Genomic DNA, 24,567 nt, shown 5'->3' on the forward strand with positions numbered 1-24,567 from the left:
CCCTGCCGAGACCGCCGATTCGGTTACGTTCCACGCAGGCACGCAGCTCGTGGACGGCAAGCTCGTGACCTCGGGCGGCCGCGTGCTGTGCGTGGTCGGGCTCGCCGATTCGGTGCGCAGCGCGCAGTCGGTGGCGTACGAAACCGTGAACCGCATCTCGTTTGACGGCATGCAGTATCGCAACGACATCGGCTATCGCGCCGCCGGGCGCAAGCAGTAAGCTTCAGGCGTCCTCGGGGCTGGCGCAGCAAGGCGGCCCCGCAGGACGCGAGCACTCACGAGCGCCGCGGGCGCCCGCCCCGCCGAGCGCGCTGTGGCTGCTGCGCCACGGCGTTCGTAACGCTTTGCGTCTGGCCGCTTGCCCGTAGCGCCATGCAAACCGCGGCGGGCGTGGTGTCGCAGTGCACCGCGCCGCTCTTGCGCGCTGCGCCTGGCGGGCGCTGTGCGCCGCAGCCGTCTGCGCCGGGCGCCACGCCAATCGGCGCTACACTGCCGCTGTCGGGCCGTCCCGGCGGCCTGTCCCGATAACCTGAATGCGGCGCCGAGCCGGCGCGCCGCCGTCCCCATTTCATCGATGACCGACACCCCCAACAGCGCCTCTCCGGACAGCGCAGCCGTACGCGCCTGGCTGGCCAGCCTGCAGACGCAGATCGCCGACACACTCGGCGCCTTCGACGGCACGCCGTTCGCCACCGACACGTGGCAGCGCGCGCCGGGCGAAAAGCTGCGCGGCGGCGGCTGCACGCGCATCCTCGAAGGCGGCCAGTTCTTCGAGCGCGCAGGGATCGGCTTTTCCGACGTTTCCGGCGACGCCCTGCCGCCCTCCGCCACCGCCGCGCGCGGCCAGCTCACGGGCCGCGGCTTCGAGGCGATGGGCGTCTCGCTCGTGCTGCACCCGCGCAATCCGTACTGCCCGACCGTGCACATGAACGTGCGCCTCCTGCTCGCCACCAAGGCTGGCGAGGCGCCGGTGTTCTGGTTCGGCGGCGGCATGGACCTCACGCCGTACTACGGCTTCGAGGAAGATGCGCAGCACTTTCACCGTGTCTGCCGCGACGCGCTCGCGCCCTATGGCGCGGATCGCTACCCGCGCTTCAAGCGCTGGTGCGACGAGTACTTCTTCCTCAAGCACCGCAACGAAGCGCGCGGCGTGGGCGGCATCTTCTTCGACGACTACGCCGAAGGCGGCTTCGATGAAGCGTTCGCGATGGTGAAGAGCGTGGGCGAAGGCTTCCTGAAGGCGTATCTGCCGATCATCGAAAAACGGCGCGCCACGCCCTATGGCGAAGCCGAGCGCGAATTCCAGGCCTACCGGCGCGGTCGCTACGTCGAGTTCAACCTGGTGTGGGACCGCGGCACGCATTTCGGCCTGCAAAGCGGCGGCCGCACGGAATCGATCCTCATGTCGATGCCGCCGGGCGCGGCCTGGCGCTACGACTGGCAGCCGCAGCCCGGCACGCCGGAAGCGCGCCTCTACAGCGACTTCCTGCCGGTGCGCGACTGGGTCTGATGCCGTGACGCAAACCTTCATCGCCCAGCCTGACGAGCGCAACGCGCTTGCGCGCCGTGTCGGGCTGCTCGGCGGCACCTTCGATCCGATCCACACGGGCCACCTCGCGCTCGCGCGCCATTTTGCGCGCGTGCTGGACCTGAACGAGCTGATCCTGCTGCCCGCCGGCCAGCCGTGGCAGAAGCCCGGCGTCACCGCGGCGCAGCATCGGCTCGCGATGACGCGTGCCGCCGCCGCCTCGCTCGCGCTGCCCGGCGTGACGGTAAGCGTCGACGCCGACGAGATCGAGCACGACGGCCCGACCTACACCGTCGAAACGCTACGCCGCTGGCGCGCGAAGAGCGAGAGCAACGCGCACGCCGCGCTCACGCTGCTCATGGGTGCGGACCAGTTGCTGCACCTCGATTCATGGCACGAATGGCGTGCGCTGTTCGCGCTCGTGCATCTGGGCGTGGCGAGCCGGCCGGGCTTCGATTTCGCGGCGCTGCCGCCCGAAGTCGCACAAGAAGTCGCCGCGCGCCGCGCAAGCGCCGCCACGCTTGCCGCGACGCCGCATGGCCATCTGCTGATCGACGCGACGCTCGCGCTCGACATATCGGCTACCCAGATCCGGCGCGAATTGCCGGCCTGCGTGGCGAGCGGGCAACGCGGCGGCACCGCCGCTGAAAAGCTTCCCGCAGCCGTGTGGGACTATATCCTTCAACATCATCTCTATCTGCATCACGAGTAAACATGGACATTCGCAAACTGCAACGCGCCATCGTCGACGGTCTCGAAGACGTCAAGGCACAGGACATTCGTGTCTTCAACACCAGCCATCTGACCGAGCTGTTCGACCGCGTGGTCGTGGCGAGCGGCACCTCCAACCGCCAGACCAAGGCGCTCGCCAACAGCGTGCGCGAGAAGGTCAAGGAAGCCGGCGGCGACATCGTCAGCACGGAAGGCGAGGACATCGGCGAATGGGTGCTCGTGGATTGCGGCGACGCGGTCGTCCACATCCTGCAACCCGCGCTGCGCCAGTACTACAACCTCGAGGAAATCTGGGGCGACAAGCCGGTGCGCGTGAAGCTCGCCAACAATACGGGCTTCATGGGCGCCCGTCCGAGCGAGCCGCTCGACGACGAAGACGAGGACGAGATCGTGGAAAAAGCGCCGGCGGCGAAGAAGCCCGCGCGCAAGACCGCGGCGCGCAAAAGCGCCCGGTAAGCGCGGCGCGCTCACGAACCGCATGCAACCCGTACGATGAAACTGCATATCGTCGCCGTCGGCCACAAGATGCCGGACTGGATCGCCGAGGGCTTCGAGGAATACACGAAGCGCATGCCGCCCGAGCTGCGCATCGAGCTGCGCGAGGTGAAACCCGAGCAGCGCTCGTCGGGCCGCTCCGCCGAGAGCGTGATGGCCGCCGAGCGCACGCGCATCGAGGCCGCGCTGCCGAAGAACGCGCGCATCGTCGCGCTCGACGAGCGCGGCCGCGACTGGACCACGATGCAGCTCGCCAAGGCGCTGCCGCTGTGGCAGCAGGACGGCCGCGACGTGGCGTTCCTGATCGGCGGCGCGGACGGGCTCGACCCTGAGCTCAAGTCGCGCGCCGATACGCTGCTGCGCCTGTCCTCCCTCACCCTGCCGCATGCGATGGTGCGCGTGCTGCTCGCCGAGCAGCTTTACCGCGCGTGGACCATCACGCAGAATCACCCCTATCATCGCGTGTAAAGCGTGCATCAGGCGTGCATAAAGCGCGCAGGAAGCTCGCCTGAACCGCTTTTGTCGCGCGAGCGCGCCCCATGGGATGCTCGCGAGGCGCGCTCGCCAACCCGAAGTCCGTAACGTCCAAGACGCCCCGATGCCCACCAACGCGCTCTATCCGTTCGTCTATCTCGCCTCGCAAAGCCCGCGACGCCAGGAGCTGCTGCAACAGCTCGGCGTGCGCTTCGAACTGCTGCTGCCGCGTCCGGACGAGGACGCCGAAGCGCTCGAAGCCGTGCTGCCAGGCGAAGACGCCGCCGTTTATGTCGAGCGCGTGTGCGCCGCCAAAGCCGATGCCGCCCGCGCGCGCCTCGTCGCCGGCGCGCACCCGCACGCGCCGATCCTCACGGCCGACACCACGGTCTCCATCGACGGCCATATCCTCGGCAAGCCACACGACGCCGCCGAAGCCTACGCCATGCTCGAACGCCTCTCGGGCCGCGAGCACGAAGTGCTCACGGCCGTGGCCGTGGTGAATGCCGAAGGCGTGTGCCTGCCCATCGCGGTTTCGCGGTCGCACGTGCGCTTCGCGAGCGCGCTGCCTGCCGCGCTCGCGCGCTACGTGGCGAGCGGCGAGCCGTTCGGCAAGGCCGGCGCATATGGCATCCAGGGCCGCGCAGCGGAGTTCGTCGAGCGAATCGACGGGTCCTATTCGGGTATCATGGGTTTGCCATTATTCGAAACGGCCGCCCTCCTGCGCGCCGCGTGCATCGACTTCTAGAACAAACCATGAACGAAGAAATCCTGATCAACGTCACGCCCCAGGAGACGCGCGTCGCATTGGTCCAGCAAGGCGCAGTACAGGAGCTTCACGTCGAGCGCACGCTTTCGCGCGGGCGCGTAGGCAACGTCTATCTCGGCAAGGTCGTACGCGTCTTGCCGGGCATGCAGTCCGCGTTCATCGACATCGGCCTCGAGCGCGCCGCTTTCCTGCACGTGGCCGACATCTGGCATCCGCGCATTGCCGGCGAAGCGCATACGAGCGTCCATCATCAGCCCATTGAAAAGACCGTGTTCGAAGGGCAAACGCTCATGGTGCAGGTCGTGAAGGATCCGATCGGCACCAAGGGCGCGCGTCTTTCCACACAGGTGAGCATTGCCGGTCGCACGCTCGTGTATCTGCCGCAGGAGCCGCATATCGGCATCTCGCAGAAGATCGAGAGCGAGGCCGAGCGCGAGGCCGTGCGTGCGCGCCTCACGGCCGTGCTGCCCGCCGACGAAAAAGGCGGCTACATCGTGCGCACGATCGCCGAGGACGCCACGAGCGAAGAGCTCGCCGCCGACGTCGCGTATCTGCGCAAGACGTGGGCCACGATACTCGCGCAGGCCCAGCGCCTGCCCGCCACGAGCCTGCTCTATCAAGACCTGAATCTCGCGCATCGCGTGCTGCGCGACTTCGTGAACGACGAGACCACGCGCATTCAGGTCGATTCGCGCGAAACGTTCCAGAGGCTCACCGAGTTCGCCACCGAATTCACGCCCGCCGTGCTGCCCAAGCTGCATCACTACACGGGCGAGCGGCCGCTCTTCGACCTCTACAACATCGAGGCCGAGATCCAGCGCGCGCTTTCGCGCCGCGTCGATCTCAAGTCGGGCGGCTACCTCGTGATCGACCAGACCGAGGCGATGACGACCATCGACGTGAACACGGGCGGCTACGTGGGCGCGCGCAACTTCGACGACACGATCTTCAAGACGAATCTCGAAGCGGCTCACACCATTGCGCGCCAGTTGCGGCTGCGCAATCTCGGCGGCGTGATCATCATCGACTTCATCGACATGGAGAACGCCGAGCATCGCGACCAGGTGCTCGGAGAGCTGAAGAAGGCGCTCGCGCGCGATCGCACGCGCGTGACGGTGAATGGGTTCTCGCAGTTGGGGCTCGTGGAGATGACGAGAAAGCGCACGCGTGAGTCGCTGGCGCATGTGCTGTGCGAACCTTGCCCCATATGTCTCGGCAAGGGGCAGGTGAAGACGTCGCGCACCGTGTGCTACGACGTGTTGCGCGAGATCCTGCGCGAGTCGCGCCAGTTCAATCCGCGCGAGTTTCGCGTGGTGGCTTCGCAGCAGGTCATCGATCTATTTCTCGAGGAAGAATCGCAGCATCTCGCGATGCTGATCGATTTCATCGGCAAGCCGGTGTCGCTGCAGGTCGAGTCGAATTTGAGTCAGGAGCAATACGACATCGTGCTGATGTAGCACGACGCCGTATCACGCATCAACGGAGCACCGCAGTTGAATCACCAGCGCGTCACCATTGAACAGATCGGCGAGTTCGACGAGATCGTCGACGTGAGAACACCGCTCGAATTCGCCGAGGACCACGTCCCTGGCGCGATCAACGCGCCGGTGCTCAGCAACGAGGAGCGCGTGATCGTCGGGACGATGTACAAGGACTCGCCCTTCGAGGCGACACGCGTGGGGGCGGCGCTCGCCGCACACAACATCGCGAGGCATCTGGAGACCACTTTCGCCGACCGCCCGCGCAACTGGCGTCCGCTCATCTACTGCTGGCGCGGCGGCAAGCGCTCAGGGTCGATGACGGCGATGTTCAACATGATCGGCTGGCGCGCGCGCCAGCTCGAAGGCGGCTACAAGGCCTACCGCCACACGGTGATCGAGGCGCTGGGCGCCCTGCCCGGCGCATTCCGCTACATCGTGCTCGCGGGACCGACGGGTAGCGGCAAGACGCGTCTCTTGAAGGCGCTCGGCGTGGCCGGCGCGCAAATCCTCGATCTCGAAGCGCTCGCCGCTCATCGCGGCTCGCTGCTCGGCGCGTTGCCCACGCGCGCCCAGCCCGCGCAGAAGTCGTTCGACACGGCGCTCGTAGAGACGCTGCGCGCGTTCGACGCCGCGCAACCCGTGTTCGTCGAGGCGGAAAGCCGGCGTATCGGCGCCATCACGCTGCCCGTCGCGCTCGTCGAGCACCTTCACGGCGCGCCTTGCGTCGTGGTCGAGGTCGCGCGCGAGGAGCGCGTCGCGTTACTGCTGGAAGAATACGGACATCTGCTCACCGATCATGCGTACTTCCGCGAGCAGCTGGTGAAACTCACGCCGCTTCACGGACGCGAGCGCATCGAGGGCTGGTGCCGGCTGCTCGATGAGAACCGCCGCGCCGAGTTGTCCGAAGCGCTCATCGCCGAGCATTACGATCCCGCCTACACGCGCAGCACGCGGCGCCATTATCCGAAGCTCGCCAAATCGCTGCACTTCGCGTTCCAGCCGATGACGGGCGACGCGCTCGCCCAGGCGCACGCGCTACTCGCGCAGTTGCAAGACCTGTCGGCCGCCGGCGAAGCGGCGGAAAGCGAAGCCGAAGCGCCTCGCGCCATCTGACACCCCGGAGGGCCCGAAGCGGCCCTCCGGCGTGCCGGATCGCGCGGCTTAGCGCGAGTACATCGCGTTCCAGTCTTCAGCCGAGACCGACGGGCGGGCGCCCGACTGCGACGCGTTCGCCACGCCGCCGTAGCCGCTGTTCGCGCCGTTCAGCGCGGCGACCTTCGCCTGCGCGGCCTGGATCGCATCGGGATAGTGAGCGTTGTCGCCATCGCCCACGCGGTAGCCCACCTGCTGAAGCTGAACGAGCTCGGCACGCACCTGGGCACGGGTGATGGTCGAGGACTGCGCGAACGAAGCGGCGGGAGCAACGAGAGCGGCAACAGCGGCGGCAGCGGCGACGGCTTGAATCAGGGACTTCATGGTATGACCTCCATTGGACTGTAGCGGCCTTGGGGTGACCGATGCACGCAGTTTAGGCGCACAGGAGATCAGGGTTAACCACTAATCGTCTAAGAGATTCTTCCAGAGCGCAGCAAAATCCGCGCGAGCCCCAGCGCACGGGCGTGCGAGGGCGATGGCAAAATGAGAGTTCGATCGCCAGACCGGATTTGATCTGGCACCAGAATATGCGCAAGAGGGTTGCGTCGCGCCGCCGACCCACGCGGGACGCGAGGCGTCAGCGCGTGGCCGGCATGGGCGGCGTGGCCGCGCCTGCGGCAGGCAGCACAGCGGAGATGGCCGCGCAGACTTCGGCTACTTCGGCAGGCCGCCCCGCATCGCCGAGCGCAACCGACCGGCCGGGCACGTTGATGCCGAAGTGCCGCACCGAGGTCGCCGTGAAGATCATCACCGTGGGGCGCCCCACGGCGCTCGCGAGGTGCACGAAGCCCGTGTCGGTGCCGACCACGAGCGCCGCGGCGTCGATGTGCTGCGCGACTTCGGTCACGCTGAGCTTGGGCAGCACGACCGCGCCCGCAATGCCCGCGGCAATGGCCTCGCCTTCGCGGCGCTCGGCTTCTGAGCCCCACGGCAGGAGCGCGGTCAGGCCAAGCTCGCGCAGGTGCGCGCCGACGCGATGCCAGTGCTCGACGGGCCACTTCTTCTCGTCGCTCGAGGTCGCATGAAACAGCATCGCGTAAGGCGCATGCGCGGCGCCAGCGAGCGGCGTGGCAGGCTTCGGCACGACGAGCCCGAAGTCCGGCGCGCTGTCGATCGCGTAGCCAAAGGTGTCGCCCACGGTCTTGCGCAGGCCTTCCCACGCAAGCAGATCCTCGCGCGGCGGGTAACGCCGGTTGTAGGCGAACGCCGCGCCAGTCTCGCCGAGGCTTTCGCGACGATAGCCGTAGCGCAGCCGTCCGCGCGCGAGAAACGCGATGATTGCGCTCTTGTAGACGCCGTGCAGGTCGAGGATCGCGTCGTATTTCACCGCGCGCAGCTCGCCGATCGAGGCGGCGATCGCCTTCAGGTCGGCCATGCTGCGCGCGCGCTTGAAGCGGCGCAGCGGCGCGCACAGCACACGGTCGATGCCGGGATTCCAGCTCAGGATGTCGGAGAACGCGCCGTCGGCCGCCCAGTCCACCTTGACGCCGGGAAAGGCTCGGTGCAGGTCCGCTACGACGGGTTGACCATGGACGATGTCGCCCATCGAGGTGACTTTGACTATGAGAATGCGGTCCATGACACGGAAGACTGACGGGACCAGGCGCGGCTGCGGGCAGCCCACACGTGGCCAGGAGCGAGCATCGGGCTCGCCGGACCCGCGATTATACGTCAGCGCCCCGTGCACACGCGGGATTCCCGGGTCTGGCGGGCTGTCGGCGCAAACCCCGGGGCAATCGCTGTACCGCAGGGTCCATGCGTTAAAATCGGACGCCGTAGATTGCCCGGACCGACATCGCGCCAATCTGGCCCCACTATAGCCTTCCAAGGCAACATTCCGGGTAGGAGCTTCCTGTTTGAAAATCCTGCTGACCAATTTTCACTATGGCCGCGGTGGCGGCCATGACACCTATATTGGCGTCATTGCGCGAGGCCTTGCCGGCCGGCATCGGGTTTTCGTCGCCGCTCCCGCGACGAGCCGCCTGTACGCCCAGGCGAGCGCGATCCCGAACGTGAGCGCGCTGCCGCTCGAATTTCCCGCCAAGCTCAAGGACGTACGCCGCATGGTGCCGGCCTGGCGGGCGCTGCGCGATCTGCTCGAGCGCGAGCGCTTTGACATCGTGCACGTGAACGGCTCGCCCGATCACCGCCTCGTGATGTTCAGCATGATGGGGATGAAAGGGCCGCGTCCGCGCGTGGTGTGGACCAAGCACAACTCGATCGCGATCAAGCGCGATTTCCTCACGCGCGTGCGGGCCACGCGAGCAACCGATGTCGTCATCGCCGTCTCGGATTCGACCGCCGATTTCGTGAGCGCATCGGTCTATGGCTGCAAGCCCGTTGCCGTGGTGAAGAATGGCGTCGACATCGACGCGTTCCAGCCCGCCAGCGCCGCCGACGTTGCCAAGGCGCGCGCCGCGCTGCTCGGCGAGGCGCAGGCCAACAAGCTCGTGGTGGGCACGGTCACGGGCTTCGACTGGTACAAGGGCACCATGGACATGGTCGCGGCCGTCGCCTCCCTGCCCGCCGCGCAGCGCTCGCAGTTCGTGGTCGTGGTGGTCGGTATCGAGCCCAACGAAGCGCAGTGGCGCGAGATCGATGCGCTCGGCATGCGCGAGCAGGTGCGCGTGGCGGGCTTCGTCGAGGACGTGAAGTCGTATATCCGGGCCTTCGATATCGGCTTCGTGGTGTCGTACGCGGTCGAGACGGTCTCGTTCGCCTGCCGCGAGATGATGGCCATGGCCAAGCCCGTGATCGTCACGCGCTACGCAGGCTTGCCCGAGAACATCGACGACGGCGGGGACGGCTGGATCGTCCCGCCGCACGATCCGCCCGCGCTCGCCAAAACGCTCGCGCAGATCCTCGCGCAGCGCGAGACGCTCGGCGCGATCGGCCAGCGCGCACGCGCGAAGGCCGAGCGTGAGTTCTCGCTGACCGACTTCATCGACCAGACGGAACAGGTGTACCTCCAGCAGTTACCGAAGTCGCCACCCGCGTCGTCATAGACGCACGTGCAGCGCCCGGCCCCGACTGCATTTTGTGTTCAGGGGCCAATCAACATCTTTTTGAACATGGCGAATCGGGTCATTCATCTTTTCAACGGCTTTCTGAATCCGCACGGTGGCAGCGAACTCGAAGCGCTCAGTCTGGCAGACCAGCTCCGCGCGCATGGCGACGTGAAGCTATGGGCGACTTCGTCGCGCAGTCCGGCCGCGTTGCGCGAGCGGCACGGTATCGAGAGGATCGGCTTCGGGCACGCCTGGCGCGGCGGCTACGCGAACAGCATTCGCCACGGCGAAAACGGGTTCCTGTTCAACACCACCGAAGAAGCACGCGACATCATGCGCGTACTGCTCGATCAACCCGGTCTGCGGGCGACGATCGGCAGGAACGCGCGGCGCACGGTAGAGGCGCTCTATTCGCACAACGCGCTTGCGCGGCGCGTCCAGTTTCACCTTGGCCACGCCATGTCGCCAAAGACGGCTTAAAGGAACCGACACCCATGCAAACGACGCTTTCCGACCCAGGCCGGCCAATGCGGGTGCAATCGTGGCCCTTGCTGCTCGCGCGGTGTTCGGCGGTGCTCGCGCTCGCGGCCGTGCCCATTTCCACCGCGGGCGTGAATCTCGCCAGCGCGCTCCTGCTGCTATTCGCCGCCTGCTCGCCCGAGGCCTGGCGCGGCCTGCGCAAGATCCGCACGACGCCCACCAGCATAGCCGCCATCGTGCTCTTCGCCGTGCTCGCTCTGAGCCTCCTCTATACGACGGCGGGCATGAACGAAGCGGTCAACTTCCTCCTGAAGTACCGCAAGCTGCTCATATTCCCGGTCCTCTTTCTGGTGCTCCGGGGCGAAGGCAGCGCGAAGTGGGGCTGCGCCGCGATCTGGGCGCTCTTCGCCGCGCTCACGCTTTCGATGCTCCTCACTTACACGAACGCTTTCGGCTGGACCTCCCTCGGTCCGATGCACGACACGCAGGGCCCGATGAGCAAGCCATGGGTCTTCAAGGATCACATTTCGGGCGGCCTGATGATGGCTTTCCTCATCTGGCTGTCGGTGGCGCTCGGGCAGTCCATGACGAAGCCCGCATCCAGGCCGATATGGCGCTGGCTCCTCTACCTGAACGCGCTCCTCGCGCTCGTGAACGTGCTGTTCGTGCTGCAGGGTCGCACGGGCCAGGTCGTCGCGCTGCTCTATGTCGCCGTGTTCGTCGTGTGGCAGCTGCTGCATCTGCGCAGTGCGCGCGCCGGACGCATACGGCTCGTCGCGACGCTCGCCTGTGTCGTCGCGTGCGTGGGGCTCGCCTACTTCGCCTTCACGTCGAAGGAATCGCGCCTCGCCGACACGACCCAGGAAATCACGAGCTACGAGGACAGCAACCAGGTCACGTCGGCCGGCGTGCGGCTCGAGTTCTACCGCCGCAGCGTCGACCTCTTTGCGCATCGGCCCGTCGCGGGCTACGGCGTAGGCAGCGTGCTGCCCGAGTTCGAGCGCCTCGCGAAAAACCAGACAGGCGGGCGCGCCGTGATGGCGGGCAACCCGCATAACGAGTTCCTGCTGATGGGCGTGCAGCTCGGCGTGATCGGCATTGCGCTCTTTCTCTGGCTGCTCGTCGCGCTGTACCGCGAGTGCCGCCATGTGGACCCGCTCGCGCGCAACGTCATTTACGGCTATCTGCTCGCCTTCTTCGCGGGCTGCTTCGCCAACTCGCTGCTGCTCAACTTCACCGAGGGCAGCCTCTTCGTTCTGCTGAGCGGCATCCTGCTGTATAGCCGGCGCGTGAAACCGGGCGCCATCGCTCGCTAAGAACTCGCAGATAAATGGAAGGGCTGGGTGCGCCGCTATCGGCGCACCTCGTAGCCTGAAGACGATGAAGCTTGTGGGCGCAAGGGCCCGCTGCGAATCGCACGCCGCAAGCGGCTGATCGGCCGCTCGAGTGGCTCACGCGCGGTTCTGGTGGTTCTGGTGGCTCACGAGGCTCAAGCGGCTCTAAGCCGATTCGAAGCGACGCAAACCACTCGAACCACTCGAAGCACTCAAACCTCTCGAACCCCTCAAGCAGCGCCTTGCTGATACTGGATGCGATGCAGGTGCGCATAAAGCCCCTGCTGCTCCAGCAGTTCGCGGTGGGTGCCGCGCTCGACGATGCGCCCCGCCTCCATCACCAGAATGCGGTCTGCCCGCTCGATGGTCGACAGCCGGTGTGCGATCACGAGCGTCGTGCGCCCCTTCATCAACGTCTCCAGCGCGGCCTGCACGTGGCGTTCGGACTCGGAATCGAGCGCCGAGGTCGCCTCGTCGAGAATCAGGATCGGCGCGTCCTTGTAGATCGCGCGCGCAATCGCGAGGCGCTGGCGCTGGCCGCCCGAGAGCTTCATGCCGTTGTCGCCCACGAGCGTGTCGATGCCTTCCGGCAGGGCCGCGATCGTGTCCCACAGGTTGGCCGCGCGCAGTGCGCTTTGCACGCGTTCGCGGTCGGCCGTCTCGCCGTACGCGACATTGTTCGCGACCGTGTCGTTGAAGAGCACGACGTCCTGACTCACCATCGCGATCTGGCTGCGCAGCGCGTGGATGTCGTACTCCGGCAGCGGCACGCCGTCGACGAGAATCTGCCCACCGGTCGGATCGAAGAAGCGCGGCAGCAGGTTCACGAGCGTGGTCTTGCCGCTGCCCGAGGGGCCCGCGAGCGCCACCATCTCGCCCGGAGCCACGCGCAGCGTCACGCTGTCCAGGATCCTGCGCGCGTTCTCGCCATAGCCGAACGACACGCCGCAGAACTCGATCTCACCGCGCGCGCGTTCGAGCGGCAGGCCGCCGCCGGCGGGCTCGGCCGGCTCGTCGATGAGGCCGAAGATCAGCTCGGCCGCCGTTACGCCGCGCTGCAGCGGCTGGTTCACGTCGATCAGGTGCTTGAGCGGCGAGATGACGAGCAGCATCGACGTGACGAACGCGACGAAGCCGCCCACCGTCGTCTGGTCGTGCGAAGCCTGCACGACGGCGATCGTGATGACGATGGCGAGCGCGATGGAAGCGAGAAACTGCGTGAGCGGCTGCGCGAGGCCGCCCGAGATCGTCATGCGCATCTGGTAGCCGCGCAGGCGCTTGCTGAGGGCCGTGAAGCGGTCGATCTCGTACTGCTCGCCGTTGTGGACCTTGACGACCTTGTAGCCGCCCACGGTCTCCTCGACGATGTACGACAGGTCGTTGGTGAGGATCTGATGCTCGCGGTTCAGGCGGCGCAGCCGGCGGTTGATCTTGCTGACGAGCCAGCCGATGGCGGGCAGCAGCACGGCGACGATCAGCGTGAGCCGCCAGTTCAGAATGAAGAGATAACCGAGCAGGAAGACCACGGTGAGCGAGTCGCGCACGGCGGTGACGAGCACGCCCATCAGCACGTTCAAGATCTGGTTGACTTCGAACACGATCGCGTTGATGACCGTGCTCGCCGTCTCGCGCTGAAAGAAGCCGACGCTCGCGTTGATCATGCGCTCGAACATCTTGAGGCGCAGTTCGAGCAGGATGCGGTTGGACACGTACTGCAGCAGATAGCCGGAAGCGTATTGCGCGAGGCCGCGAACGAGCGCGAGGCCGATCACGGCCGCCGGCACGATCCATTTGGCGCTCGGACTGCCCTTGGTGCCGAAGCCATGATCGAGCAACGGCTTGAGGAGCGCGGGAATGCCGGCCTCGGTCGCGGCCACGATCGCGAGCGTGAGAATGGCCCCGATCGACACCCCGAGGAGCGGCTTCAGATACGGCCAGAGTCGCCGCCCGACCGACATCGGGCTCGAAGCCGTGCCGGAGCCGATTGGCTTGCTGAGAGTGGACTGAAGGGGCTTCTCGCTCAAGGCATCCTCTAAACTAACGCGTTGTTGCTGCAAACTGGAAATACGGTCTCGACCAGGCGGCGCGCCGCCGGGCGACGGGGTATCGCATTGTATATGGTCGGCACGCCGGGCCGCCGGGTTCCGGGGCATCCGGCGCTGTGTATACTTGCCGGGCGCGGCGCTACGCGCGCTTCTCTCCCCGCTTTGCTTCCCATGTCTCTCCCCACCGAAGGCGCATGAACACCACCACGCTTGGCGTCGCCATCATCACGAAAAACGCCGCGCTGCGGCTCGGGCAATGCCTCGACTCGGTGGCGTTCGCCGACGAGATCGTGGTGCTCGATAGCGGCAGCACCGACGCGACCCTCGACATCGCCCGTGCACATGGCGCGCGCGTGCTCCAGACAACGGACTGGCCCGGCTTCGGGCCGCAGAAGAACCGCGCGCTCGATGCGCTAGCCACCGACTGGGTGCTGTCGATCGACGCCGATGAAGTCGTCTCGCCCGAACTGGCCGCATCGATGCGCGCCGCCATCGCCGCGCCGCAAGCCGAGGTCTATGCGGTGGACCGTCTATCGAGCTTCTGCGGCGCGTGGATTCGCCACAGCGGCTGGTATCCCGACTGGATTCCCCGCCTTTTCAGGCGCGGCAAGGCGCGCTTTTCCGAGGATCTCGTGCACGAGCGGCTCGTGTTCGAAGCGAGTGCGCAGCGTCTTGCGGGCAAGCTGCTGCACTACTCCTACGAGGACTTCGATGCGGTGCTGCGCAAGCTCGATGCCTATTCGGGCGCAGGTGCTCGCCAGCGCGCGGCGAGCGGCAAGAGCGGCAGCTTCGGCAAGGCGGTGGCGCGCGGCGCCTGGGCGTTCGTGCGCACCTACGTGCTGCGCGCCGGCTTTCTCGACGGCCGCGCGGGCTTCCAGATCGCGGTGTTCAACGCGGAGACGGTGTACTACCGCTTCCTGAAGCTCGCGCTGCTCTCGTGCCAAGGCGAAGGCAGCGCGAGACGCGAAGCGGCCGATCAGTAGACGATCTCGATCGAGCTGCCTGCGAACTCGCCGCGCAGCGCGGCGAGCAGGTCGTCGGTGGGCTTCACGCGCCAGGCATCGCCGAGGCGCACCTCGCCTTCTGCACGATCATTGCGGTAGACGATCTGCACGGCGAGCCCGTTCGGAATCACGGCTTGCGCGCGCTCGCCGCGATCACGTCCATATCCCCCGCCACTGCCCCGGCCACCGCCGCCGCGCGTTTGCTCGACGGAAGCCGGCAGCGAGTCGTCGGGCTTCGCGCGGTGCGCTTCAAGCACCGTGCGCAGCGCGCTCGCGTCGGCGTTGCCGTTCATCTGCACCTTCACGGCCTGGGCGTAGCGGCTGCGCGCACGCTCCAGATCCATCACGGTGTCCACGGTGAAGCGAATGCCGCCCGTGAACGCGTCGTTGCGCGCGCCGCCCTGCACGACGAGCAGTTCGTCTTCCTTGAAAAGGGCCTTGTGCGCCTCGTACTGCTCGTTGAACACCGTCACTTCGCACTGGCCGGTGCCGTCGTCGAGCAACGCGATCAGCATCTTGCCGCGCTGGGTCATCTGCGTGCGCAGCGAAGCGATCACGCCCGCGATAAGCTTGTCGCGCCCTTCCTTGAGCTCGCCGATCTTCTGGCGCACGAAGCGCCGCACTTCGTCCTTGTAGGCGTCGAACAGATGGCCCGACAGATAGAAGCCAAGCGCGCCCTTCTCCTCCTGGAGCTTGCGCTTCTCGCCCCACGCGGGTTCGTCGACGAGTTCGTGCGCGGCGAGCGGCGCGTCGCCCATGTCGAAGAGGCCGGCCTGCATCGCGTTCGCGCTCGCCTGGTCGGCGGCTTCCATCGCCATCGGCACTGAGGCGAGCAATTGCGCACGGTTGTCGTGGATCGTGTCGAACGCGCCCGCGCGGATCATCGCCTCGATCGTGCGGCGATTCACGAGACGCCGGTCGATGCGCTCGCAGAAGTCGAACAGGTCCTTGAAGAGGCCGCCTTCTGCGCGCGCGCGCAGGATTTCCTCGATGGCGTTCTGGCCGCTGCCCTTGATCGCGCCCAGACCGTAGCGGATCGTGCGCGAGCGCTTGCCGTCCGCCTCGGCCACCGGCTCGAAGCGATACGCCGACGCGTTCACGTCGGGCGGCAGCACCTTCATGCCGTTCGCGATGCAGTCCTCGAACAGGATCTTCACCTTGTCGGTGTCGTCCATGGCGAGCGACATGTTGGCCGCCATGAATTCGGCCGGATGGTGCGCCTTGAGCCACGCCGTGTGATACGCGAGCAGCGCGTAGGCCGCCGCGTGCGACTTGTTGAAGCCGTAGCCCGCGAACTTCTCCATCAAGTCGAAGGTCTCGTCGGCCTTCTCGCGCGTGAGGCCGTTCTTCGCGGCGCCTTCCGCGAAAATCTCGCGGTGCTTGGCCATTTCCTCGGGCTTTTTCTTGCCCATCGCGCGGCGCAGCAGGTCGGCGCCGCCCAGCGAGTAGCCGCCGATGATCTGCGCCATCTGCATCACCTGCTCCTGATAGACCATGATCCCGTAGGTCTCTTTCAGAACAGGTTCGACGCGCGGATCGGGATACTCCACCACCTCGCGGCCGTGCTTGCGCGCGCAGAAGCTCGGAATCAGGTCCATCGGGCCCGGACGGTACAACGCCACGAGCGCGATGATGTCCTCGAAGCGGTCGGGCTGCGCGTCCTTCAGCATGCCCTGCATGCCGCGGCTTTCCAGCTGGAACACGGCAACCGTGTTGGCCTTCTTGAGGATCTGGAACGACGGCGCGTCGTCGAGCGGCACCTGGGCGAGCGACCAGTCTTTCTTCGACGGGTCGAGCATGCGGATATAGCGCTCGGCCCAATCGAGAATCGTGAGCGTGGTCAGGCCCAGAAAGTCGAACTTCACGAGGCCGACGGCTTCCACGTCGTCCTTGTCGTACTGGCTCACGACACCGCTTTCGTCGCCTTGCGTGTAGAGCGGGCAAAAGTCCGTGAGCTTGCCCGGCGCGATCAGCACGCCGCCCGCGTGCATGCCGACGTTACGCGTGAGACCTTCCACGAGCTGCGCGAGATCGAGCAGCTGGTGCACTTCGTCTTCGTTGTCGTAGCGCTCTTGCAGCAGCGGCTCTTCCTTCATCGCGTCGGCGATGGTGACGTGCTTGCCCGGCTTGAACGGAATGAGCTTGGCCACGCCGTCGGTGAAGTTGTAGCCGAGGTCGAGCACGCGGCCGATGTCGCGCACCGCCGCCTTCGCGGCCATGGTGCCGAAGGTGGCGATCTGCGAGACCGCATCGGCGCCGTACTTCTCCTTCACGTACTGAATGACGCGGTCGCGCCCGTGCTGGCAGAAGTCGATGTCGAAGTCGGGCATCGAGACGCGTTCCGGATTCAGGAAGCGCTCGAACAGCAGGTTGTAGCGCAGCGGGTCCAGATCCGTGATGCCGAGCGCGTACGCGACGAGCGAGCCCGCGCCCGAGCCCCGGCCCGGCCCCACCGGCACGCCGTTGTTCTTTGCCCAGTTGATGAAGTCCGCGACGATCAGGAAGTAGCCCGGGAAGCCCATCTTGATGATGGTCCCGCACTCGAAATCGAGACGCTCGTTGTAGCGCGCGCGTTCACTCTCGCGCTCGGCCTCGTCCGGATAAAGCTGCACGAGGCGCTTTTCGAGGCCTTCCTTCGAGAGCTGCACGAGGTAGTCGTCGAGCGAGAGGCCATCGGGCGTGGGGAACAGCGGCAGCTTCGGCTTGCCGAGTTCGAGCGTGAGGTTGCAGCGCTTCGCGATTTCGATGGTGTTCGCGACCGCCGAGGGAATGTCCGCGAAGAGCGCGGCCATTTCTTCCTGGGTGCGAAAGCTCTGATCGGTCGTGAAGCGTTTCTGGCGGCGCGGATTCGCGAGGATGTCACCTTCGGAGATACACACGCGCGCCTCGTGCGCCATGTATTCCTCGTCGGTCATGAACTGCATGGGGTGCGTGGCGACCACCGGCAGCTTGAGCTGCGCCGCGAGTGTGACGGCCTGCTCGACATACTGCTCGCCGCCAGGCTGGCCGCAACGCTGCAGTTCGATGTAATAGCCGTTCGGGAACAGCTTCGCCCAGCGCTGCGCGTGGCGCTTCGCGCTCTCGACGTTGCCCACCGCGAGCGCGAGGCCCACGTCGCCGTGCTGCGCGCCCGAAATCGCGAGCAGGCCCTCGGCCAAGTTCCCTTCGAGCCACGCGGGATCGATTTCCGCGCGGCCGCGGTATTGATTCGTGAGCCATGCCTGCGAAAGCAGCTCGCACAGGTTCAGGTACCCGCGCTTGTCCTTCACGAGCAGCAACAAGCGCGAAGGCTTGTCGCGATCGTCCGGATTCATGATCCAGACATCGCAGCCGGCGATGGGTTTGACCCCTTTGTCGCGGGCTTCCTTGTAGAAACGGACGAGGCCGAATGCGTTGCCGAGGTCGGTGAGCGCGAGCGCGCCCTGGCCGTCCTTTGCCGCCGCCTTGACGAGGTCGTCGAGGCGCACGATGCCATCGGCAATCGAGAATTCGGAGTGGACGCGGAGATGGACGAAGCGGGGATCTGACATGGCCGTGATTGTACCTCTACGTACCTGCGCGCCCGGGCGATTTTCGGCGCTCGCCCGCACGCCGGCGCGGTGTTGGCTCGGTTGTTGGCCCGGTTGTTGGCCCGGTTGCCGGCTCGGCGTGGGCGCGGTTGTTGGCGAGATTATTGGCGCGGTATTGGCAACGCGCCCCGTGCTCGCCGGACAAGGCATTGCGCGGGCGCAGGCATGCCGCAAATGCGACACGAGGCTGCGGCCTCGCCACAGGCAAGACCACACGCGATTGAGGGATAATAACGGATTGCGTCCGGCGCGCGCCCTGTCCCACTTTCGTTTCGGTGGACCGATCCGCGCGTACGTCCGGCTCTGGTTTTCACGCGCCTTTTGTGGCGCATTCACCGTTTCACCATGCGTATCCTCAATCTCTCCGCCTACCAGTTCGCCACGCTCGAGAAGACCGCCGAATGGCGTCCGTTCGTGCTCGAGCGCTGCAACTCGCTCGATTTGCGGGGCACGATCCTGCTCGCGCCGGAAGGCATCAACCTGTTCGTCGCGGGCGAAGAAGGCAACGTGCGCGCGTTCATGGACTACATCCATCACGATCCGCTCTTCGAGGGCAAGTTCGCGACCCTGCGCTTCAAGGAAAGCTTCTCCGAATCGCGCCCCTTCAACCGCATGCTCGTGCGCCTGAAGCGCGAGATCATCACGATGAAGAAGCCCGCGATCCGCCCCGAAGAAGGCCGCGCACCCTCGGTCGCGCCGGTCGTGCTCAAGCAATGGCTCGACCGCGGCTTCGACGACGAAGGCCGCCCCGTAGTCATGCTCGACACGCGCAACGCGTTCGAAGTGGACGTCGGCACGTTCGAGCGCGCGCTCGACTACCGCATCACGAAGTTCAGCGAATTCCCCGGCGTGATCGAAGCCAACCGCGCCGATCTCGAAGGCAAGACGGTCGTGTCGTTCTGCACGGGCGGCATTCGCTGCGAGAAGGCCGCGATCCACATGAAGGAAGTGGGCATCGAAAGCGTCTACCAGCTCGAAGGCGGCATTCTCAAGTACTTCGAGGAAGTGGGCGGCGCGCACTACAACGGCGACTGCTTCGTGTTCGACCAGCGCACCGCGCTGAACCCGCAGCTCGAACCGACCGATACCGTGCAATGCTTCGCCTGCCGCGCGGTGGTCACGCCCGAGGAGCAGGCTTCGCCGCTCTACGTGGCGGGCAAGAGCTGCCCGGCGTGCCATCCCGAGCGCGCGCAGGGCGCGGCGGCGCTGGCGAGCGCGGCGGCATCGGCGGCCGCGCCGGCCCAGGTCGCGTAACACGCGCGTGAGCGCAACCTCTGCCGGGTTTTGCGAGTTTCGCGGGTATCGCGGCCGCTTCGCGCCCTCGCCCACTGGACCGCTGCATTTCGGCTCGCTCGTCTCGGCGCTCGCAAGCTGGCTCGACGCGCGCGCACACGGCGGCGCGTGGCTCGTGCGCGTGGAGGACATCGACGGCCCGCGCACCGTGCCGGGCGCGGCCGAGGACATACTCGCGACGCTCGATCGCTTCGGCTTTCACGCCGACGAGCCGCCCGAATGGCAGAGCCGCCGCGTCGGCTTGTATCGCGCGGCGCTCGATCGCCTGATCGCCTCGGGCCACGTCTATCCGTGTGGCTGCACGCGCAAGGAAATCGCCGATTCGCAACTGCACGCGCACCGGCGCAACACCACGCTGATCTACCCGGGCACCTGCCGCGATGGCCTGCATGGCAAGCCCGCGCGCGCGTGGCGTTTGCGCGTGCCGGACGATGACCCGCGCGCGCCGGGCGGCAACCCCGCGCTGATCCGTTTCGACGATCGCTGGCAAGGCCCGCAGCAACAGGACCTCGCGACCGAAGTAGGCGATTTCGTGCTGCTGCGCGCGGACGGCCAGTGGGCCTATCAGCTCGCCGTGGTCGTGGACGATGCGCAGCAAGGCATCACGCACGTGGTGCGCGGCGCGGACCTGCTCGACTCGACGGCGCGGCAGATCTGGCTGCAGCGCTGCCTCGGCGTGCCGACGCCAAGCTGGCTGCACGTGCCCGTCGTGACCAACGCGGAAGGCGAAAAACTCTCGAAGCAGACCGGCGCGCAGGCGCTGGATGGCACACGCCCGCTGGAAGCGCTGGCGGCCGCCGCGCGGCATCTGGGCCTCGATCTGCGAGACCCGGCGCCCACGACGCTCGCAGCGTTCCAGGCCGACGCCATCGATGCATGGAAGCGCCGCCTCGCGCAACTGCCGCTCGCACTCGCATGACACGCGGCTGAACGCGCGATGCAAACAAAACGGCATGTCGCTTGACACGACATGCCGTTTTGTTTGCATCGCGCGAGCCTCGCGCAGCGCCAGACTCAGTTCGACGAAGACGACGTCGGCTTGTTACGCCACGACGACCCGAGGCCGCCCAGCAGCGCCGCGAGCGGCTGCTTGGACGGCTGCTTTTGCGGCGTGCCGGCCACCGGCTTGTCTTCGGCCTTGCTGCGGGCGCCCGGCGAGGGCTCGTAGGGCTTCAGGAAGAAATCGTCGATGGGCTGCGCGCGGTGATGATGCGCTCGCTCGAACGACGCCGCGCGCCGGTGGGCGCCACGCTCGCCACGGCCATCACGGCTCTCGTGGCCGTCGCGCTCGCGCCGGCGGCTGCCGCCCTCGTGATGCGCAACCGGCACGTCGACCACGAGCCGCTCGATCGTGAGCGGGCGCTTGATGAGCTTCTCGATATCGGCGAGCTGCTTCTTTTCGTTCGGGCTGCACAGCGAAAGCGCGTCGCCCGAGGCGCCCGCGCGGCCCGTGCGGCCGATGCGGTGCACGTAGTCTTCCGCGTTGAACGGCAGATCGAAATTGATGACGGCCGGCAACTCGGCAATGTCGAGACCGCGCGCGGCCACGTCGGTCGCCACGAGCGCTTCGATCTCGCCGCGCTTGAAGGCGTCGAGCGCCTGCATGCGCTCGTTCTGCGAGCGGTCGCCGTGAATGGCCGCCGCCACGATGCCCTGCTTCTCGATCAGGCGCGCGAGCCGGCTCGCGCCGATCTTGCTGTTGCAGAACACGATCACCTGCTTGAGGCCGCGATCGCGAATCAGCTGCACGACCGCGCCGGTCTTGTCGCCCTCGGCGACTTCGTAGACGACCTGCGTGACGTTGGTCGCCGTGGAGTTGCTGCGCGCGACTTCGATGGTCTGCGGGTTGCGCAGGTAGGTCGCGGCGAGCTTCTTGATTTCGGGCGAGAACGTGGCCGAGAACAGGAGCGTCTGGCGCTCCTTCGGCAGCAGGTTCAGGATGCGCTGCAGGTCGGGCAAAAAGCCCATGTCGAGCATGCGGTCGGCTTCGTCGAGCACGAGCATCTGCACCTGGCCGAGCTGCGTGGTCTTCTGCTGGACGTGGTCGAGCAGACGGCCCGGCGTCGCGATCAGGATCTCCACGCCGCGGCGCAGTTCGTCCGATTGCGGATTCATGTCGACGCCACCGAACACCACCGCGCTACGCAGCGGCGTGTGCACCGCGTAGGAGCGCACGTTGTTGGCGACCTGGTCGGCCAGCTCGCGCGTGGGCGTGAGGATCAGCGCGCGCACCGGGTGCCGCGCGGGCGAGGCGCTCGTGCTCGCGCCCGGCAGCAGGCGCTGGATGATCGGCAACGAGAAGCTCGCCGTCTTGCCGGTGCCGGTCTGCGCGGCGCCCATGACGTCGCGCCCCGTGAGGACCACGGGAATCGCCTGCGCCTGGATCGGCGTGGGCGTCGTGTAGCCCTGGTCCTGGATGGCCCTGAGGATTTCGGGTGCAAGGCCAAACTGGTCGAAGGTCTCAGTGCTGGGCTTGACGGCTGTGTCGGACATGGTGGCTTCGCTATAAATGCGCAATTCGCGCGAGGCGCGGGAGCGCCCCAAATGGTCACTGCTGGTAATGCAGTTCAACGCGGCAGTTCAATACAGGGCCAGACAGGACACCCTGCCGCGACGGGTGGATCGCTCGCGTGGGCCGCCCGGCAAACAGATGGCCCTTCTACGTCGAAAGGGTCCGCCGGGGACGGGGCGCCGGCTCCATTGCCGCGCACGCTCAGGCTCAACCCGGCCGGACTCGCTCGAATCCCGGTTGGCTCCGGGGCTCTCACTGGCCGGTTCGTCGAAACGGCTCGATCGGCCTCGCGCCCGCGAATCACGCCGGCTCCGCGTGCCCGCCCGGCAAACCTCGCGCTGGCCGCTGCCGGCGCTCTACCCACCCGCTTCACCCAGCTTCGCGGCTGGCGCAGACCGGTGCGAGCGCAAGTACGAACGCGGACGCAAGCTCAGGCATAAACGGCCGAAAGGCCGGTATTGTAACACCTTGGCATAAATCCCTATGGCAGCGGCCCATGGGTTCTGCCAAGCGGCGCACGAAGAATTTGCGTGCGCCATTTGCATGCGCCGCGCGAAGAGGCATCGCGCCCCGTTTTCATCGTCCCGCCTTGCTCACCACGTCTCGCGCACCACCATCAGCCGCAGCTCCGTCATGTCCTCGATCGCGTAGCGCACGCCTTCGCGCCCGAGTCCCGAATCCTTCACGCCACCGTACGGCATGTTATCCACGCGAAATGACGGAATATCGTTGATCACCACGCCGCCCACGTCGAGCGTGTCCCACGCCTCGTGCGCGTGCGCGAGCGAATCGGTGAACACTCCGGCCTGCAGGCCGAAATCGCTGTCGTTGACGATCTCGAGCGCACGGCCAAAGTCGTCGAAACGCTCGAGTATCGCCACCGGCCCGAACGCCTCGCGGCGGTAGAGATCGGTATCGCGGCCCACGTCTTCGAGCAGCGTGGCCTCGAACATCGCGCCGTGCACCTTTCCTCCCGCCAGGATCTTCGCGCCCGCGAGCACCGCGCTCTCCATCCAGCCCGCGAGGCGCTTCGACTCCGATTCGGAGATCATCGGCCCGACAAAGGTCTTGTCGTCCTTCGGGTCTCCCATCCTGAGCGTCTTGACCTTGGCGATCAGCTTGTCGCGCAGCGCGTCGTAGATCGACGCGTGCACGAGAATGCGCTGCACGCCGATACAGCTCTGCCCCGACTGGTAATACGCGCCGAAGGCGAGCCGGTCCACCACGTAATCGAGCTTGCCGCCCTGATCGCCGTCGACGACGGCCGCCGCGTTGCCGCCCAGCTCCAGCACCACCTTTTTCTTGCCCGCTTTCTTCTTGAGGTCCCAGCCCACCGCGGGCGAGCCCGTGAACGAGAGCAGCTTGAAGCGCTCGTCGGTGGTGAAGAGATCGGCGCCGTCGCGATGCGCGGGCAGGATCGAGAACGCGCCCTTGGGCAAGTCTGTCTCCGCCAGCACCTCGCCGATGATGAGCGCACCCACCGGCGTGCGGCTCGCGGGCTTGAGCACGAACGGCACGCCAGCCGCGAGCGCGGGTGCCACCTTGTGCGCGGCCAGATTGAGCGGGAAGTTGAACGGCGAGATAAACGAGCACGGCCCGATCGGCACGCGTTTCACATAGCCGTGATAGCCCTTCGCGCGCGGCGAAATCTCGAGATTCACGATCTCGCCGTTGATGCGCACGCTCTCCTCGGCGGCCACACGGAACGTGTCGATCAGGCGCGTGACCTCGCCGCGCGAGTCGTTGATCGGCTTGCCCGCCTCGATGCACAGCGCCATCGCCAGTTCGTCGAAGCGTTCGCGAAAGCGCGCCACGCAGTGATCGATCACGGCCTGGCGCCTGAACGGCGGGAACGCGCGCATGGCCGGCATGGCGGCCTCGGCGGCGGCGATGGCCGCGTCGATGGCTTTCGCGTCGGCGAGCGCGACACGTGTGGCGACTTCGCCGCTGTACTTGTCGGTGACTTCGAGATCGGTGTTGGCGGCGACCGCCACATTGGCCAGATAGTACGGATAGGTCGGTTTGAGCATGGCGGGTTCTCCGAAAAGAAGCGCGGCGCAAGCCGAAAGGCTCGCGCCTGAAGGCCGGATCAGGACCAGCGAAAGGCCGCGACGCAAGGCGCGCGCCCGGCCCCACGTCTCAAAGCTGCGCGCTCAGACGCTTGATCTCGCGATTGAGCACGCGCTCGTTGTCCGAATAGTCGATCGGCACGTCGATCACGTGCACGCCCGGCTGCGCGAGGCACTGTTCGATGAGCGGCCTGAAGTCGTCCGCTGCGCCCACGCGGTGCCCGTGCGCACCGTAGCTCTGCGCGTAATCGACGAAATCGGGGTTCTGCAGCGTCATCCCGTAGTCCGGGAAGTTCATGTTTTCCTGCTTCCAGCGGATCATGCCGAACGCGTCGTCGCGCAGGAGCAGCACGACGAGGTCGAGCTTCAGGCGCACCGCCGTCTCGAGCTCCTGCGAGTTCATCATGAAGCCGCCGTCGCCACACACGGCCACAACCTTGCGTTGCGGATGCACGATCTTCGTGGCGATGGCCGAAGGCAGACCCGCGCCCATCGAGGCGAGCGCGTTGTCGAGCAGGATCGAATTGGGCTCGCGCGCGCGGTAGTAGCGCGCGAACCAGATCTTGTACATGCCGTTGTCGAGGCACAGGATGCCGTCCTCGGGCATCGCGCCGTAGAC

The 24,567-nt window shown here is 66.7% G+C and carries 21 protein-coding genes; 14 read left to right on the plus strand and 7 right to left on the minus strand.

Going from position 1 to position 24,567, the window contains the following annotated elements; genetic code table 11:
* The 8 genes from VMJ11_RS25175 to mnmH all read left to right on the plus strand — a co-directional run.
* A partial coding sequence (locus VMJ11_RS25175) for a phosphoribosylglycinamide synthetase C domain-containing protein (RefSeq protein WP_325622855.1) occupies nucleotides 1–220 on the plus strand: 220 nt, incomplete at its 5' end.
* A 354-nt stretch (nucleotides 221–574) separates the two neighbouring features.
* Nucleotides 575–1,510 carry an oxygen-dependent coproporphyrinogen oxidase gene (gene hemF, locus VMJ11_RS25180; RefSeq protein ID WP_325622857.1) on the plus strand — a complete coding sequence of 312 codons (936 nt, stop codon included), beginning with the start codon at nucleotides 575–577 and terminating at the stop codon, nucleotides 1,508–1,510.
* Between the two features lie 4 nt (nucleotides 1,511–1,514).
* Entirely contained in the window at nucleotides 1,515–2,240 is a 726-nt protein-coding gene (locus tag VMJ11_RS25185; RefSeq protein ID WP_325622858.1) for a nicotinate-nucleotide adenylyltransferase, read from the plus strand.
* A 2-nt stretch (nucleotides 2,241–2,242) separates the two neighbouring features.
* Nucleotides 2,243–2,716, plus strand: a complete 474-nt coding sequence (rsfS, locus tag VMJ11_RS25190) for a ribosome silencing factor (RefSeq protein WP_325622860.1) — start codon at nucleotides 2,243–2,245, stop codon at nucleotides 2,714–2,716.
* A 36-nt stretch (nucleotides 2,717–2,752) separates the two neighbouring features.
* Entirely contained in the window at nucleotides 2,753–3,223 is a 471-nt protein-coding gene (gene rlmH, locus VMJ11_RS25195; RefSeq protein ID WP_254355833.1) for a 23S rRNA (pseudouridine(1915)-N(3))-methyltransferase RlmH, read from the plus strand.
* A 130-nt stretch (nucleotides 3,224–3,353) separates the two neighbouring features.
* The gene (locus VMJ11_RS25200; RefSeq protein WP_325622863.1) at nucleotides 3,354–3,977 is read left to right on the plus strand and encodes a Maf family protein; all 624 of its coding nucleotides are present in this window, start codon (nucleotides 3,354–3,356) and stop codon (nucleotides 3,975–3,977) included.
* Nucleotides 3,978–3,985: 8 nt separating this feature from the next.
* Nucleotides 3,986–5,455, plus strand: a complete 1,470-nt coding sequence (gene rng / locus VMJ11_RS25205) for a ribonuclease G (protein WP_325622865.1) — start codon at nucleotides 3,986–3,988, stop codon at nucleotides 5,453–5,455.
* 36 nt (nucleotides 5,456–5,491) lie between these two features.
* Nucleotides 5,492–6,592, plus strand: a complete 1,101-nt coding sequence (mnmH, locus tag VMJ11_RS25210; RefSeq protein WP_325622867.1) for a tRNA 2-selenouridine(34) synthase MnmH — start codon at nucleotides 5,492–5,494, stop codon at nucleotides 6,590–6,592.
* Between the two features lie 48 nt (nucleotides 6,593–6,640).
* Here mnmH and VMJ11_RS25215 read toward each other — a convergent pair whose 3' ends face one another.
* On the minus strand, nucleotides 6,641–6,955 hold the full coding sequence (locus VMJ11_RS25215) for a DUF4148 domain-containing protein (protein ID WP_325622869.1): 315 nt from the start codon (nucleotides 6,953–6,955) through the stop codon (nucleotides 6,641–6,643).
* A gap of 256 nt (nucleotides 6,956–7,211) precedes the next feature.
* The gene (gene waaC / locus VMJ11_RS25220; protein WP_325622871.1) at nucleotides 7,212–8,213 is read right to left on the minus strand and encodes a lipopolysaccharide heptosyltransferase I; all 1,002 of its coding nucleotides are present in this window, start codon (nucleotides 8,211–8,213) and stop codon (nucleotides 7,212–7,214) included.
* A gap of 277 nt (nucleotides 8,214–8,490) precedes the next feature.
* On the opposite strand from waaC, the gene VMJ11_RS25225 reads away from it, so the two are divergent.
* The 3 genes from VMJ11_RS25225 to VMJ11_RS25235 all read left to right on the plus strand — a co-directional run bounded on the left by VMJ11_RS25225 (nucleotide 8,491) and on the right by VMJ11_RS25235 (nucleotide 11,438).
* Nucleotides 8,491–9,639, plus strand: a complete 1,149-nt coding sequence (locus tag VMJ11_RS25225; RefSeq protein WP_325622873.1) for a glycosyltransferase family 4 protein — start codon at nucleotides 8,491–8,493, stop codon at nucleotides 9,637–9,639.
* 66 nt (nucleotides 9,640–9,705) lie between these two features.
* Entirely contained in the window at nucleotides 9,706–10,122 is a 417-nt protein-coding gene (locus VMJ11_RS25230; protein ID WP_325622875.1) for a glycosyltransferase, read from the plus strand.
* Between the two features lie 14 nt (nucleotides 10,123–10,136).
* Complete coding sequence (locus tag VMJ11_RS25235; RefSeq protein WP_325622877.1) at nucleotides 10,137–11,438, plus strand: O-antigen ligase family protein; 1,302 nt, start codon at nucleotides 10,137–10,139, stop codon at nucleotides 11,436–11,438.
* Nucleotides 11,439–11,686: 248 nt separating this feature from the next.
* Here the strand turns inward: VMJ11_RS25235 and msbA are convergent, their stop codons facing one another.
* On the minus strand, nucleotides 11,687–13,480 hold the full coding sequence (gene msbA / locus VMJ11_RS25240; RefSeq protein WP_325622879.1) for a lipid A export permease/ATP-binding protein MsbA: 1,794 nt from the start codon (nucleotides 13,478–13,480) through the stop codon (nucleotides 11,687–11,689).
* Between the two features lie 215 nt (nucleotides 13,481–13,695).
* Between msbA and VMJ11_RS25245 the strand changes: the two genes are divergently transcribed.
* On the plus strand, nucleotides 13,696–14,484 hold the full coding sequence (locus VMJ11_RS25245; RefSeq protein WP_325622881.1) for a glycosyltransferase family 2 protein: 789 nt from the start codon (nucleotides 13,696–13,698) through the stop codon (nucleotides 14,482–14,484).
* On the opposite strand, the gene dnaE is transcribed toward VMJ11_RS25245, so the two are convergent.
* Nucleotides 14,478–18,044 carry a DNA polymerase III subunit alpha gene (gene dnaE / locus VMJ11_RS25250; protein WP_325622893.1) on the minus strand — a complete coding sequence of 1,189 codons (3,567 nt, stop codon included), beginning with the start codon at nucleotides 18,042–18,044 and terminating at the stop codon, nucleotides 14,478–14,480. The genes VMJ11_RS25245 and dnaE overlap by 7 nt on opposite strands.
* A 375-nt stretch (nucleotides 18,045–18,419) precedes the next feature.
* Between dnaE and VMJ11_RS25255 the strand changes: the two genes are divergently transcribed.
* Both VMJ11_RS25255 and gluQRS read left to right on the plus strand, forming a co-directional pair.
* A complete protein-coding gene (locus VMJ11_RS25255; protein WP_325622883.1) occupies nucleotides 18,420–19,328 on the plus strand; it encodes a sulfurtransferase in 909 nt (302 codons plus the stop codon).
* A 7-nt stretch (nucleotides 19,329–19,335) separates the two neighbouring features.
* The gene (gene gluQRS / locus VMJ11_RS25260) at nucleotides 19,336–20,286 is read left to right on the plus strand and encodes a tRNA glutamyl-Q(34) synthetase GluQRS (RefSeq protein ID WP_325622885.1); all 951 of its coding nucleotides are present in this window, start codon (nucleotides 19,336–19,338) and stop codon (nucleotides 20,284–20,286) included.
* 95 nt (nucleotides 20,287–20,381) lie between these two features.
* Here gluQRS and VMJ11_RS25265 read toward each other — a convergent pair whose 3' ends face one another.
* The 3 genes from VMJ11_RS25265 to VMJ11_RS25275 form a co-directional block, all read right to left on the minus strand.
* Nucleotides 20,382–21,860, minus strand: coding sequence for a DEAD/DEAH box helicase (locus VMJ11_RS25265; RefSeq protein ID WP_325622887.1), 1,479 nt, complete (start codon nucleotides 21,858–21,860; stop codon nucleotides 20,382–20,384).
* A 612-nt stretch (nucleotides 21,861–22,472) separates the two neighbouring features.
* Nucleotides 22,473–23,909, minus strand: coding sequence for an aldehyde dehydrogenase family protein (locus VMJ11_RS25270; RefSeq protein ID WP_325622889.1), 1,437 nt, complete (start codon nucleotides 23,907–23,909; stop codon nucleotides 22,473–22,475).
* 109 nt (nucleotides 23,910–24,018) lie between these two features.
* Nucleotides 24,019–24,567, minus strand: a 549-nt coding sequence (locus tag VMJ11_RS25275) for a thiamine pyrophosphate-dependent enzyme (RefSeq protein WP_325622891.1), incomplete at its 5' end; no start/stop codon positions are given.

The sequence above is a fragment of the Paraburkholderia sp. genome (assembly GCF_035501035.1).
Lineage (GTDB): Bacteria > Pseudomonadota > Gammaproteobacteria > Burkholderiales > Burkholderiaceae > Paraburkholderia.

Bases quoted from the DNA above. Each gene is read 5' to 3' on its own strand.
- hemF (WP_325622857.1), top strand. From the start codon at position 575: ATGACCGACACCCCCAACAGCGCCTCTCCGGACAGCGCAGCCGTACGC.
- rsfS (WP_325622860.1), top strand. From the start codon at position 2,243: ATGGACATTCGCAAACTGCAACGCGCCATCGTCGACGGTCTCGAAGAC.
- rlmH (WP_254355833.1), top strand. From the start codon at position 2,753: ATGAAACTGCATATCGTCGCCGTCGGCCACAAGATGCCGGACTGGATC.
- VMJ11_RS25200 (WP_325622863.1), top strand. From the start codon at position 3,354: ATGCCCACCAACGCGCTCTATCCGTTCGTCTATCTCGCCTCGCAAAGC.
- rng (WP_325622865.1), top strand. From the start codon at position 3,986: ATGAACGAAGAAATCCTGATCAACGTCACGCCCCAGGAGACGCGCGTC.
- VMJ11_RS25215 (WP_325622869.1), bottom strand. From the start codon at position 6,955: ATGAAGTCCCTGATTCAAGCCGTCGCCGCTGCCGCCGCTGTTGCCGCT.
- waaC (WP_325622871.1), bottom strand. From the start codon at position 8,213: ATGGACCGCATTCTCATAGTCAAAGTCACCTCGATGGGCGACATCGTC.
- VMJ11_RS25230 (WP_325622875.1), top strand. From the start codon at position 9,706: ATGGCGAATCGGGTCATTCATCTTTTCAACGGCTTTCTGAATCCGCAC.
- VMJ11_RS25235 (WP_325622877.1), top strand. From the start codon at position 10,137: ATGCAAACGACGCTTTCCGACCCAGGCCGGCCAATGCGGGTGCAATCG.
- VMJ11_RS25245 (WP_325622881.1), top strand. From the start codon at position 13,696: ATGAACACCACCACGCTTGGCGTCGCCATCATCACGAAAAACGCCGCG.
- VMJ11_RS25255 (WP_325622883.1), top strand. From the start codon at position 18,420: ATGCGTATCCTCAATCTCTCCGCCTACCAGTTCGCCACGCTCGAGAAG.
- VMJ11_RS25265 (WP_325622887.1), bottom strand. From the start codon at position 21,860: ATGTCCGACACAGCCGTCAAGCCCAGCACTGAGACCTTCGACCAGTTT.
- VMJ11_RS25270 (WP_325622889.1), bottom strand. From the start codon at position 23,909: ATGCTCAAACCGACCTATCCGTACTATCTGGCCAATGTGGCGGTCGCC.